The organism is Amycolatopsis sp. NPDC004169 (assembly GCF_040610315.1).
GTDB lineage: Bacteria > Actinomycetota > Actinomycetes > Mycobacteriales > Pseudonocardiaceae > Amycolatopsis.
Genome location: NZ_JBEXMD010000040.1, coordinates 63,114 through 75,859 on the forward strand (window position 1 = coordinate 63,114; position 12,746 = coordinate 75,859).

The window sequence follows — 12,746 nt, forward strand, 5'->3', positions numbered from 1 at the left end:
ATCGGAGTGGGACGTGACTGACCAGGACCTTGCCCTCGTGGACATCCGCCGGCTGGAGCCCGAGAACCTGACCCGGGCCTACGGGCTCGACATGAAGCTGCTCCACCCGTGGGACGGGATGACCGCGCCGTTCCGCGGGGCCTGGTGCGTGCTGCGCCCGGGCGACGCTTCGGTGGCCCACGCCCACCACGAGCACGAGATCTTCATCGGCATGGCCGGGCGGGCCGAGGTGGTCACCGGCGACCGGCGGCACGCGTTCGCGGCCGGGGACATCGTGTTCCTCAAGCCCGGCATCGAGCACCACCTGTTCAACGACCCCGAGCACGGCGAAGACTTCTCCTACTACGCGATCTGGTGGGACCGGGAGATGTCGGCCGAGTTCGTCGCGCACGACACCGCCGAGGCGGGTTCCCGGTGATCGACTACGACGGGCGCAAGTTCCGCAAGGCAGGCGCCGAAGCCGTGGCCGTCTACCGGCAGGAGGACGACGTCGTCTGGGCGGAGTTCGCCGGGGGCGAGGTGCGGCGCGGCACGCTCGCCGGCACCCAGCGGGAGAACGGCGTGCTCCACCTCGGCTACACGGTGGTGCTCGCCACCGGCGAAGTGATCTGCGGGCACACGGTGAACACGCCGGAGGTGACCGAGGACGGTCACCTCCGGCTGCGCGAGGTGTGGGAACGCTACGGCCCGCACGCCGCCACCGGCGTGTCCTACCTCGACGAGGTGAGCTAGTGTCCCGGCGCCCCACCGACGCGGACTGGCGCCGCCTCGATCGTGCGGTGACCGGCCGCGTGCGCCGGCCCGGCGAGACCGGGTTCCGCGCCGCGAGCACACCGTTCAACAAGCGGTTCGCCGGGATCACCCCGGCCGGCGTCGTTTCCGTCGCCGGCCCCGCCGACGTGCAGCGCGCGATCGAGTGGGCGCGCGAGACCGGCGTCGACGTCGTCCCCCGCGGCGGCGGGCACAGCTTCGCCGGGCATTCGGTGGGCACCGGACTGGTCCTCGACCTCCGCGCCCTGAACACGGTGACCGCCGACGGCTCGACCGGGCTCGTGACCGCCGGGGGCGGTGCGCTGATGGCCGACGTCTACGCGGCCCTCGAACCGCACGAGATGGCGTTCGCGCTCGGCAACAGCGACACCGTCGGCATCGGCGGGCTGACCCTCGGCGGCGGCTGCGGGGCCACCTCCCGGGTGTTCGGGCTCACCGCGGACGCGCTCGTCGCGACCACGATCGTCACCGCGGACGGGCAGCTGCGGCACTGCGACGCCGGCACCGAACCCGACCTGTTCTGGGCCTGCCGCGGCGGGGGCGGCGGCAACTTCGGCGTCAACGTCTCCTTCACCTTCCAGGCCCGGCCGGTGGCCGACTGCGCCACCTACGTGCTGCTGTGGGACGGCGCGGACGCGGCGAAGGTGTTCTCGGTGCTCCAGGACACCGTGCGGCTCGCCCCGGACGAGTTCGCGGCCCGGATCGGCGTCAGCAACGCCGGCGGGGACACCGTCGTGTCGGCCGTCGGGCAGCACCTCGGGTCCGCCGCGGAACTGCGGGACATCCTCGACCCCGTGCTGTCGGTCGCGCCGCCGGTCCGCACGGTCATCGCGGACCGGACCTTCTGGCAGGCCAAGGACGACCTGCGGCACGAGACCGCCGAAGGCGCGTTCGCGTCGCGGACCAACATCGCCACCGGGCCGCTGCCCGACGAGGCGATCGCCACCATGCTCTCGTTCGTCGAACGCCGTCCCGCGAGCGGCAACCCCGACGGCGGCGGCGCCGCCCTGTTCTCCTGGGGCGGCGCGATCAACCGGGTGGGCGCGACCGACACCGCCTTCGTCCACCGAGACGCGATGTTCCTGCTGGCCATGGACACCTCGTGGGCCGCGGACGACGGACCGGCCGTGGTCGAGGCCAACCTCCGCTGGCTGACCGAGCTGGCGGAGGCGATGGCGCCGTACGTGTCCGGCCACGCCTTCCAGAACTTCACCGACCCCGACCTCGCGGACTGGCGCACCGCCTACTACGGCGTCAACTACCCGCGCCTGCAGCGGATCAAGCGGCAGGTCGATCCGGACGGGTTGTTCACCTTCGCGCAGAGCATCGCCTCATGATCGGCGACGACAAGGTGCGCATCTGGACCGCGGCCGAGGTCGGGGCCGGCGCCGCGCCGCCCGAGCACCTCCCGCACCTGCGCGAAATCCTCGCCTGGGCGTGGCGGTACCTGGTTTCCGCGCACCCCGACCTCGGCCGCAACGGCCCGGTCTGCCCCTACACCCAGCCCTCACTCCACAAAGGACTGTTCCACCTGGCCGCGCTGACCGCCGCGGACGGCGACGTCGACGCGCACGCCGCGATCGAGAGCCTGCGCTCGTGGTACGAACGGCTTTCCGCGGGCATCCCGCCGGAAAACCGGGAACTGCTGACCATCCTGCTCGTGCTGCCGCAGCTGGACCACCACGACGCGGCCCCGCTGGACGACCTGCAGCGCGAGGCCAAGGACGGGTTCGTCGCCGACGGGCTGATGATCGGGCAGTTCCACCCGGTCTGCGACCAGCCGGGCTTGTGGAACGAGGAGTTCAAGGCGCTGCGCGCGCCGGTCCCGCTGCTGGCCGTGCGGAAGCTGGTCGTGTTCGACCTGCCGTTCCTGATGGACAGCACGGCCCACGCCGAGAGCTACTTCCGGCGCTTCGCCCCGGACATCCCGCCCCGCATCCGCGACCAGCTGGTCAAGCGGCTGGTGGGCACCGAGAAGTCGTTGCAGACGGCCTGATCACCCAGGAGAAACCACGTGCGGCACTACCTCATGGTCAGACCGGCGTACTTCGACGTCGAGTACTCGATCAACCCGTGGATGGATCCCGCCAAGCCCACCGACACCGGACTGGCGATCGCGCAGTGGGAATGGCTGCGCGACCTCTACCTCGACCTGGGCCACCGTGTCGAGCTGCTCGACCCGGAACCGGGCCTGCCGGACATGGTGTACGCGGCCAACGGTGCCACCGTGGTCGGCGGCCGGGCCCTGGTCGCGCGCTTCCGCCACCGGTTCCGCCGCCCGGAGTCCGCCGCGTACGCGGAGTGGTTCGCCCGGCACGGCTACCGCGACGTCCGGCAGGCACAGTGGGTCAACGAAGGCGAGGGCGACTTCCTGGTGGCCGGCTCCCGGATCCTGGCCGGCTCGGGGTTCCGCACCGACCCGCGGGCCCACCGGGAGGCCGCGGAGTTCTTCGGCCTGCCGGTGGTCGGGCTGACGCTGACCGACCCGCGCCACTACCACCTGGACACCGCGCTGGCCGTGCTGGCCGACGACCTGGTCGTGTACTGGCCGGAGGCGTTCACCGAGGACAGCAGGCGGCAGCTCGAGCAGCTGTACCCCGACGCCGTGCTCGCCGGCGCCGCCGACGCCGCGGCGTTCGGCCTGAACGCCGTCTGCGACGGGCGGCACGTCGTGCTGCCCCAGGCCGCCACGCGGCTGGCGGCGCAGCTGCGCGAGCGGGGCTTCGAACCGATCGGCGTCGACCTGTCCGAGCTGCTCAAAGGCGGCGGCAGCGTCAAGTGCTGCACGCTCGAACTGCGCAATGGGGGAGAACAGCAGTGAAAAGACCTCTCGTACTGGCCCTCGCGGTCCCGCTGTTCGGCGCGCTCGCCGTGCCGGCCACGTCGGCCCAGCCGCGGCTGTCCGGGCCCACCGTCGAATTCTCCGTCCTGGCCCGCGAAGTCGCCGGCGGGTACGACGTGGCGGCGGCAGGCAAGGCGGTCCGCGCGGCCGGCGGCACGGTCGTCGCGACCAACGCCGCGGCCGGCCTGCTCACCGCGACCGCACCCGCCGGCGGGTTCCTCGAACGGGTCTCCGGCGCCGGCGGGGTGTTCGGCGCCGGCCGGGCGAAGGCGATCGGCAGCGTGCCGAAGAGCGGCCCGGCCCGGCCGAAACCCGACACCGCCGAGACCGAGGGCGGCCGCCGCGGCGCGGGCCGCCCGAAGAGCCCGTCCGCCGGCCTCGACCCGCTCGACGACAAGCTCTGGGGCCTCAAGGCGGTGCGGTCGGACCTCGCGCGCACGGTCCAGCCCGGCGACAAGCGGGTCAAGGTCGGCGTCATCGACTCCGGGATCGACGCCACCCACCCGGACATCGCGCCGAACTACGACCTCGCCGACTCGCGCAACTTCACCAAGGACATCGTCGCCGACGAGAACGGCGTCCCGGTCGACGGGCCGTGCGAGTACCGCGGCTGCGTGGACCCGGTCGACGTCGACGGCACCGGGCACGGCACGCACCTGGCCGGCACGATCGCCGCGGCCGCCAACGGCTTCGGGGTCTCCGGGGTCGCGCCGAACGTGACACTGGTGAGCCTCCGCGCGGCCCAGGACTCGGGCTTCTACTTCCTGCAGCCGACGGTCGACGCGCTGACCTACGCCGGCGACGCGGGCATCGACGTGGTGAACATGTCGTTCTACATCGACCCGTGGCTGTACAACTGCACGGCGAACCCGGCGGACTCGCCCGCCGAGCAGGCCCAGCAGCGGACGGTCGTCGAAGCGACGAAACGCGCACTGAACTACGCCCACCGCAGGGGCGTCACGATCGTGGCCGCGCTGGGCAACCAGCACAGCGACCTCGGCCGGCCGCAGCCGGACGCGACCAGCCCCGACTACCCGTCGGACAGCACGCGCCCGCGCACGGTGGACAACGCGACCTGCCTGACCCTGCCGGCCGAGGGCCCGCACGTGATCGGCGTCGGCGGGTTCGGCCCGTCCCAGGCGAAGGCGGACTACTCGAACTACGGCCTCGAGCGGATCTCGGTGTCCGCGCCCGGCGGGTACAAACGCGACTACTTCGGCACCCCGTGGTACGACAGCCGCGACAACGAGATCCTCTCCACCTACGCCCGCAGCGTCGGCGTGGCCGCCGGCTACATCGACGCCGCCGGGGAGATCACCCCGGCCGGGGCCGCGGTCGGCATCGGGAAGGAGACGACCGCCGACGGCCGCGCCGGCTACTTCCGCTGGCTGCAGGGCACCTCGATGGCGGCCCCGCACGCGGCGGGGGTCGCGGCGCTGATCGTGTCGCAGTACGGCCACCCCACCCCCGGCGGGGGCTTCGGCCTGGACCCGGACGTGGTGCAGCGGATCCTCGAGCAGACCGCGTCGAAGATCGCCTGCCCGGTCCCGCGCACGGTCGATTACCTCGACGAAGGCCGGGACGCTTCGTACACGGCGACGTGCGCGGGTGACGCCTCCTTCAACGGCTTCTACGGCCACGGCGCGGTCGACGCCTGGTCGGCCGTGACCCACGGCCGTCCGTGAGAGCGAGCCGGGGTGCCGCGCCCGGCACCCCGGCCCTGCTACCGCTCGAAGCGGCCGTCGACGCGCAGCTGCGGGCTTCCGTGGCTCGCGTGGGCGGCGCGGGCGAGCGGGACGAGAGCCGCTTCCCGTTCCGGGGCGATCGCCATGAAGCGCACCCAGCCGTGGTCGAACAGGCCGATGCCGGTGGGCGTGCCGCGGAACGCCGTCCGGCCGTCGCCGGGATCGGAGCCGCTGCCGTAGGAGAAGGTCGCGACCTTGCCGGTGCCCAGGAGCGCGGCGGCTTCCTCGACGGTGATCCACCGGTGGTTCGTCGACGAGGGGCCGTCCCCGGTCTCGTCGTCGTAGTGGATCATCCGGCCGTCGGCGAGCAGCTCGTCCGCGGCGGCCACGAACACGAGGTAGTCCTTCGGAGCGGCCCGGCGTTGCCGCAGCCGGCGGCCCTCGTCGGAGAGGGGGTCGAGGGCCACCTCGAGCACGCCGTCACGCCGGACGAAGGAGTGCACGAGGCCGGCCCCGATCAGCTCGAGCACCTTCTCCCGGGGCAGAAGCCGGTTCGCGACACGGGACTCGCGGCGGGCGAACCACCACCCGATGAGCAGCAGCGCGGCGATGATCGCCGGGAAGACGAGCTGGAGGACCGTGCCGGCGACGAGGATCGCGCTCGCGCCGGAGACCAGGATCAGGACGACACCGCTCGCGCCGCCCACGGTCCCGGTCACCACGGCCGAGGCGCCCAGGACGGGCGTGAACAGTTCGATGTCGTTCCTGCCGTAGTGCTTCCGGATCGCGAGCACCGCCATCCTCGCGGCCAGCGCCACGACGTTCAGGACGCCGATTCCCCACAGGACCCACCACACCGCCATGCCGCCTCCCAGGTCGTTCGGCCCAGCATGCGCCGGACTCGGACACGACGTCAAGACACGGTGTCCGGACACCGTGTCCGGATTTGCTGTCCGGTTATGATCCGGACGTGCCTTCAGTGACCCGCCCGACCGGCCGCAAGCGCCAGGACCGCCGGGAAGAGCTCGAGCGACGCCTGTTCGCCGCCACCGAGGACCTCGTCGCGGCGGGCGAGGCCTTCACCGAGCTCAGCGTCGAGCGGCTGGCCGGGGCGGCCGGCATCTCCCGTTCGACCTTCTACGTCCACTTCGAGGACAAGGGCGACCTCGTCCGGCGCCTGGCCCGGTCGGTGCTGACCGAGCTGCGGGACGTGTCGAGCACCTGGTGGGAGACAGCCGACCCGGCCGGCCTCACCGCGGCCCTCACGGCGATCGTCGCGGTCTACCGGCGGCGCGCCGCCGCCTTCACCATCATCACCGAGACCGCGGCCTACGACCCGGCCGTCGCGGCCGAGGTGCGCACGCTGATGCAGGCGATCATCGACGCCACCCGCGCGGCGATCGAGCGCGGCCAGGATGCCGGCGTGATGCGCCCGGTCCGCCCGGCCGAGACCGCCGCCATCCTCACCTGGATGGTCGAACGCGCGGGTTACCAGCTCGTCCGCGCCGCCGAGCCGGCCCAGGACGGGCCCGTCGTCGAGGCCCTGACCGACATCATCCGGACCACCCTCTACGCCTGACTGCCTTTGCGGGCAGCCCGCGCTGCCCGCAAAGGCGGCTGCCGGACGGCGCGGAACCGGACACCGCGGACGTACCGTGAGGCCCATGGCGGAGCACCTGGAGGGCACCTCCCCACCGGTCACCCGTGCGCACCCGGCCGGCCCGCACCGCGACCCGGCCGGATCCGGCGACGGGGGACTCCTGCGGCTGCAGCGGCTGGCCGGCAACCAGGCCGTCGGCCGGTTCCTGCGGCGCCCGGGCGCGCTGGCGGTGTCCCGGCAGGTCGACACCAGCCAGGCCGCGCCGATCAGGAAAGAGCTCGACAGCCTCATCCCGTTCAACAGCACCCTCGAAGGCCTCTGGGCGAAGCTCGGCCTGCAACTACCCGAAGCCATCGCGGACCCGGCGTACCAGGAGCTGTGGGACCGGTCGGTCACCAAGGAGAAGATCGACCCGGTCGCGGCCGCCCGGCCGCTGCTGTCCGCGCTCGCCGCCGACACCGTTTCGCTCTCGCAGGCCACGCTCGGCTCGCAGGTCGTCCGGCTCGAAAACCTCGCCCAGGAGCTGCGGAAAGCCAAGGAGGACAAGGCCAAGGAGAACCAGTCCAGGATGCCGGCCGACCACAGCGGCCCGGAGGGGATCGAGGACAAGGAGCGGCTGGTCAGCCGCGGCACCGTCCCCAAGCCGCTGGCCGACGCCGGCAGCCTGGTCGACGCGGCGACGGTCGTCGACTTCCTGGAGAACTGGCCCGACATCCTGCGCGGCGCGCAGGTGGGCGTGCGCCGCACCGACATCAGCCTGCTCGCCCCGCCGGGACCGCCGGCCGCACCGGCGCCGACCCTGCTGCCCGGACCCGGTGGCGGGGACGCCGCCCGCACGGACGCGGGAGCACCGCCAGGGGAGCAGCTCTCGCCGGTGCTGTTCGACCCGAACCTCGACGTGGCGGCCGAACGCAAGCGGGGTGGCGACATCGACGACGTCGCACTCGGCGTGCTGCGCGACGTCCACCGCCAGTGCACCGAGAACGCCGGGACGTTCAAGGAGCTGATGGCGGCGATGCTGGCCGAGGACGCCAACCTCGCCGTGCTGCACGAGCGGCACGAACTGCGGTCGGTCAGCGCGCTGTCCGGGCAATCCGAGGCCGTCGCGACCGACGCGATCATCCGGACCGCGCAGCAGAACGCCGCCGACGCCAAGACGTTCCTCACCATGCTCGGCACCCCGGGCAAGGTGGACTGGAAGATCCTCGCCCCGTCGATCAGCCGCCTGCTCGGCGGCGAGCCCGGCAGGCGGGACTGGTCGGCGGCCGGCGTGAAGTACTTCGTCGACCTCTACGACAAGAAGATCACCGAGGCCGAGAAGGCGAAGGCCCAGGCCGAACTGGGGCTCGCGGTGGCCAACGTGGTCGCCATGCTGGCGCTGCTGACCCCGGCCGCGCCCGCCGCCGGTGCGTTCCTCGCGGTGATGGACGTGGCCGCCGCGGGCGGCGCGGTGGCCGACTCGGTCGCGGCGAGCCGTCAGGCGGACGTGCTGGGCGCGGCCGCCGCCGCCCGGATGGCGAGCAAGGACGCCGCCCAGGCGGCCCGCGAGCAGGCGGACGCCAAGCGCGCGGCGATGGTGTTCACGCTCATCACGAGCGCGCTGCCCTACGTGCCCGCCGCCGCGTCCGGGCTCGCGCGGACCGCGGGCCGGGCCGGTTCGGCGTTGCAGGGCACGAAGTGGACGGCGCTGCTGCCCGCCGGGCGCGCGGCCGGGCGGGCCGGGCAGCGCGGTGCCGTCGAGGTCGATCTCCTCCTGAACCTGGCCTTCCTCGGCCTGCCGGCGATCGCCCGCAACCGCGTGCAGGGCATGCTGGTGCTTTCGCAGATGGTGTCCCGGATCAAGACGATCAGCCGCACCCTGGACTGGAGCCGGGTCGCCGCCGCGCTCGCCCGCGGCGGCGACGAGTCGCTGCTGCACCTGGGCAGCAAGTACGGCCTGACCGACTACATCCGCTACCACATCCACGGTCCGGGGCTCGGGCGCGAGGCGTACCCGATCTTCCTGGCCCCGGAGCGGGCGAACCAGTTCGCCAACAACCACATCGAAGGGTTCATGCGCCGGGAGTTCAAGGGGGGTGCCGAGGTCGAGTTCTCGGTCGCGTACACGACCTTCAACGGCGAAGAGCTCTCGCCGTTCATCCGCGGCATGCTCACCAGCGGCGACAAGAAGATCATCACCCGGCTGGCCCTCGACCAGGGCCTGATCGAGAAGTTCCTCAAGTCCGCGGTGTACGACATCCGCGTCACCCGCGGCGGCGTGCGGCAGACCTACCGCGCGAGCGTCACGGTCGGCCCGCCCGGCTCGGGGGCGATGAGCCTCAGCCCGCCGACGCGCGTGCCGTGACTGTCGACGGATTGTCGACGGCACGTGCGACCGTCCGGTAGCGGGGACCGGCTCGTCCCCGCGACGGACGGGAGGTCACGTGCGCGTCAGACTGCTCGGCCCGGTCGACGCCGTCGTCGGCGGGGTGCCGATCCCGGTCACCGGACTGCGGCGGCGGGCGGTGCTCGCGGTCCTCGCCCTGCACGGCGAAGGGATCGCCGGCACCGGACGGCTCGTCCGGGCCGCGTGGGGTGACCGGGCCGCCGGGGTGTCGCCGAACACCCTGCAGAGCCACGTGTCCGCGCTCCGGCGGGTGCTCGGCGACCGGACCGCGATCATCGCCCGGCCGCCCGGGTACCTGCTCGACCTCGGTCCCGACGCGACGGACGTCGCCGAAGCCCGGCGCCTGGTCGGGCGGGGCGAGCGCGGGGCCGACCCGGCGGAGAACGCCGCGGACCTGCGTGCCGCGCTGGCGCTGTGGCGGGACCGTGCGCTGATCGACGTCGGCGGGGTGCCGTGGCTGGACGAGCAGGCCGAAGCGCTGGAGGGACTGCGCACGCGAGCCCAGCTGGCCCTGGTCCGGGCCAGGCTGGCCCTCGGCGAGCACGCCCAGCTCGAACCGGACCTGCAGCGGCTGGCCCTGGCACGCCCGTTCGACGAGCAGGTGCACGCGCAGCTGATGTTCGCGCTGTACCGCACCGGCAGGCAGGCCGACGCGCTCGGCGTGTACCGCAGGCTGCGCGCGGCACTGGCCGACCACCTGGGCATCGACCCGGACCAGCGGCTGCGCGAGCTCGAAATCGCGATCCTGCGGCAGGACCCGGCGCTGGACCAGCCGGCACTCGCCGTCCGGCTGCTGGCCGGCTGACCACCGGTTTTCAGCGCCCGATCAGGACCCGTTCAGCACCGCTGGGCAGGGTGGACGCGGGCCGGGGTACCGGCTTTCGCAGAACCAGGGGGATTTTCATGAGACTTCGACGGCTTTTGCCGCTCACCGCCCTGGCGGCGGTGGCGGTCGTGTCCGGCGCCGGGGCCACGGCGCCCGCGAACGCCACGGGACCAGCTCTCGCCTACGCCGGCAGCCCGGTCGCCGGCACGGCCCGGCACACCGGCGGGCTCGCGCCCGCGGTCGCCGGCCCGCTGGTCGAGGCGACTTCGCGGAACTGGGCCGGCTACGCGATCACGTCACTGGCCACCCCCGCCGCCACCTTCACCCGCGTGCACGGGTCGTGGACGCAGCGGCCGGTCACCTGCCCGGCCTCGGACGCCTGGGCGGTGTTCTGGGTCGGCTTCGACGGCTGGACCAACGGCACGGTCGAGCAGGGCGGCAGCTCGGCCCGGTGCGTCAACGGCACGCCGGTCTACCAGCTGTGGTGGGAGATGTTCCCGACCAACGCGATCCAGCCGGTGCTGACCATCAACGCCGGCGACTCGGTGAGCGCGGACGTCACCTACGACGCGGGCACCGGCCGGTTCACGATCACCGTCGCCGACGCCACCCAGCACACGAGCTTCACCACCACCCAGACCTGCGCCGCCGGCCTCACCTGCTCGCGCACCAGCGCCGAGTGGATCGCCGAGGACGTGGGCCGGTTCGGGACCGGCGACTTCTTCCCGCTGGCGAACTACGGCCGGGCGCTGATGGGCAACAGCGTCGCCACCGACGACGCCGGCCACAGCGGCTCGATGACCGCGAGCTCGACCTGGCAGCGGACCAGGATCCAGGAGCAGGACGCGACGATCACCTACGCCACGACCGAAGGAGCCAGCCGCAACGGGCAGAACTTCGCCGTGAACTGGGCGCACCAATGAGCCCGCTGCGCCGCGCCGCCGTCGTGGTGGGCGCGGTCCTGGCCGCCGTGGTGACGCCCGGGGCGCCGGCGGTGGCGGCCGACCCGATCACCATTTCGAACGGACTGTTCAACAACAGCGCCGCCACCGCCTGGTCCTCCGCGCCGGCCACGACGATGGGTGACCGGACGGTCACCCGGACCACCGCCGGCGTCCAAGGGCTGGTGGTGAGCGGCCCGACCGGGTCGGTGTTCCACCAGACCCTCGGCGTGTCGAGGTACATGTTCATCGGGACCCGCAACCACGTCCTGATCCTCGAATCGCCCACCGGCGCCGGAAACCGCTCGGTGTCCTCTGTGGACTTCACGACGACACCGCCGGTCGAGCGCCCGATCCTGACGGTGGGGGTCGGCTCGGCCGCGGTCGGCTCACCGGCCGTCCAGTTCAGCGTCGGGACCGGGGACGCGTTCTTCGTCTTCGCCCCCACCGGCACTTCGGTCGCCGGGCTCGGCATCCACCGCAGCGACAACGGCACGATCCTGTGCCCCGGGCCGCCGCCGCTGACCCCGACCGGACAGCTGTTCGGCGAGGCGACGGCCACCCAGCTGCGGATCAAGATGGGCGGCACCGTGCTGGCCGCGTGCACCCGCCCGCCCGGAACCACCGGCTGACCGGCTCGCCTGGCGCGCGGCTCAGGCGAGCGCCCGGCGGCGGAACTCCGCCGGGGTGAGGCCCGTGACGGCCTTGAACACCTGCCCGAAGTGGGACGGGTCGCCGAAGCCCCAGCGGGCGCCGATCGCCGCGACCGGCACCCCGCGGGCCGCCGGGTCCGCGAGGTCGCGTTTGCAGGCCTCCACCCGGCGGTGCCGGATCCAGCCGGCCACCGTGTGGCCGCTGTCGCGGAAGAGCGCGTGCAGGTGGCGCACCGAGACGAAACAGGCCGCCGCGATCGTCTCCACCCGCAGCTCCGGGTCGGGCAGCCGCTGGTCGATGCAGGCCAGCACCGCGTGCCGCCGCCGGAGGCGGTCGTCGGGTTCGGCGGGGCCGGTGAGCCCGGCGTGGGCGCGCAGCATGGTCGCCGTCATGTCGAGCACGTTGCCGGCCAGCAGGATCCCGGCGGGCTGGTGTGCCGGGGCCAGCGAGCCGAGGCCGAGGACGGCCGACCAGACCACGGGCGCGATGCCGTGCTCGGCGGAGAACTTCCGCGCCACCAGGTGGGTGAAGGCCGCCGCGTCGTGCGCGCCGACCGCCGCCTTGCGGAAGCGCACGTTCACCGACCGGTAGTCGTCGCTGACGTCGAGGGTCAGCGGCTGCTCGGAGTCGTAGAGCGCGAACTCGCCGGCGCGCAGCGTGGTGGCGCGGCCGTCCTGGGTGAGCTGCTTGGTCCCGGCCAGCTGCAGGGTCAGCAGGAAGGAGGCGTCGGCGGCGAGCGAGAGGTCGTCGGGACGGCGGTGGACGGTGTGCCGCAGGCAGGCGACGCCGAACAGGCCGAGTTCGCCCACCGCCCGGTGGGTGATGGAGCCCGCGAAGCTCTTCGGGTTGGCGAATTCGAAGCTGAAGTGTAGCGAGACCCCGGTGTTGACCTGCCGCTCCCAGACACCCGGACCGACTTTGGCCGCCGTGCGGGGCACGGCGTGCCCGGTGGGCAGCAGGCTCAACGCACCGGCCATGGTCGCTCCTGGGACGCTCGGGCAACGCGGCCAGGGTACGCCGCGGTCGTGCGCATCGGCGACA

General features: G+C 73.2%; 13 protein-coding genes. 11 read left to right on the plus strand and 2 right to left on the minus strand.

The features are described from left to right. The first annotated feature begins 13 nt into the window (after window positions 1-13). The 6 genes from ABZX11_RS37880 to ABZX11_RS37905 are packed head-to-tail and all read left to right on the plus strand — an operon-like array spanning window position 14 to window position 5,298. Window positions 14-418: a cupin domain-containing protein gene (locus tag ABZX11_RS37880; protein ID WP_217709534.1), complete on the plus strand. Its 405-nt coding sequence runs from the start codon at window positions 14-16 to the stop codon at window positions 416-418. Then, a complete protein-coding gene (locus tag ABZX11_RS37885) occupies window positions 415-732 on the plus strand; it encodes a hypothetical protein (protein ID WP_354922615.1) in 318 nt (105 codons plus the stop codon). Before ABZX11_RS37880 ends, ABZX11_RS37885 begins: the two co-directional genes overlap by 4 nt. Continuing rightward, window positions 732-2,108, plus strand: a complete 1,377-nt coding sequence (locus ABZX11_RS37890; RefSeq protein WP_354922618.1) for an FAD-binding oxidoreductase — start codon at window positions 732-734, stop codon at window positions 2,106-2,108. Before ABZX11_RS37885 ends, ABZX11_RS37890 begins: the two co-directional genes overlap by 1 nt. After that, window positions 2,105-2,767, plus strand: coding sequence for a DUF6875 domain-containing protein (locus ABZX11_RS37895; protein WP_354922621.1), 663 nt, complete (start codon window positions 2,105-2,107; stop codon window positions 2,765-2,767). Before ABZX11_RS37890 ends, ABZX11_RS37895 begins: the two co-directional genes overlap by 4 nt. An 18-nt stretch (window positions 2,768-2,785) precedes the next feature. Next, a complete protein-coding gene (ddaH, locus tag ABZX11_RS37900; protein WP_354922624.1) occupies window positions 2,786-3,592 on the plus strand; it encodes a dimethylargininase in 807 nt (268 codons plus the stop codon). Further along, window positions 3,589-5,298, plus strand: coding sequence for a S8 family serine peptidase (locus tag ABZX11_RS37905; protein ID WP_354922627.1), 1,710 nt, complete (start codon window positions 3,589-3,591; stop codon window positions 5,296-5,298). Before ddaH ends, ABZX11_RS37905 begins: the two co-directional genes overlap by 4 nt. A 38-nt stretch (window positions 5,299-5,336) precedes the next feature. Here the strand turns inward: ABZX11_RS37905 and ABZX11_RS37910 are convergent, their stop codons facing one another. Continuing rightward, window positions 5,337-6,161: a hypothetical protein gene (locus tag ABZX11_RS37910; protein ID WP_354922630.1), complete on the minus strand. Its 825-nt coding sequence runs from the start codon at window positions 6,159-6,161 to the stop codon at window positions 5,337-5,339. A gap of 107 nt (window positions 6,162-6,268) precedes the next feature. On the opposite strand from ABZX11_RS37910, the gene ABZX11_RS37915 reads away from it, so the two are divergent. From ABZX11_RS37915 to ABZX11_RS37935, 5 genes are all read left to right on the plus strand, one after another. After that, the gene (locus ABZX11_RS37915) at window positions 6,269-6,877 is read left to right on the plus strand and encodes a TetR/AcrR family transcriptional regulator (protein ID WP_354922633.1); all 609 of its coding nucleotides are present in this window, start codon (window positions 6,269-6,271) and stop codon (window positions 6,875-6,877) included. 85 nt (window positions 6,878-6,962) lie between these two features. Continuing rightward, a complete protein-coding gene (locus tag ABZX11_RS37920; protein ID WP_354922636.1) occupies window positions 6,963-9,242 on the plus strand; it encodes a hypothetical protein in 2,280 nt (759 codons plus the stop codon). A gap of 79 nt (window positions 9,243-9,321) precedes the next feature. Beyond that, on the plus strand, window positions 9,322-10,089 hold the full coding sequence (locus tag ABZX11_RS37925; protein WP_354922639.1) for a BTAD domain-containing putative transcriptional regulator: 768 nt from the start codon (window positions 9,322-9,324) through the stop codon (window positions 10,087-10,089). A gap of 98 nt (window positions 10,090-10,187) precedes the next feature. Next, the gene (locus tag ABZX11_RS37930) at window positions 10,188-11,033 is read left to right on the plus strand and encodes a G1 family glutamic endopeptidase (protein WP_354922642.1); all 846 of its coding nucleotides are present in this window, start codon (window positions 10,188-10,190) and stop codon (window positions 11,031-11,033) included. Further along, window positions 11,030-11,683, plus strand: coding sequence for a hypothetical protein (locus ABZX11_RS37935; RefSeq protein WP_354922645.1), 654 nt, complete (start codon window positions 11,030-11,032; stop codon window positions 11,681-11,683). Before ABZX11_RS37930 ends, ABZX11_RS37935 begins: the two co-directional genes overlap by 4 nt. Window positions 11,684-11,704: 21 nt before the next feature. Here ABZX11_RS37935 and ABZX11_RS37940 read toward each other — a convergent pair whose 3' ends face one another. Beyond that, window positions 11,705-12,682: a helix-turn-helix domain-containing protein gene (locus ABZX11_RS37940; RefSeq protein WP_354922648.1), complete on the minus strand. Its 978-nt coding sequence runs from the start codon at window positions 12,680-12,682 to the stop codon at window positions 11,705-11,707. Window positions 12,683-12,746: the final 64 nt, after the last annotated feature.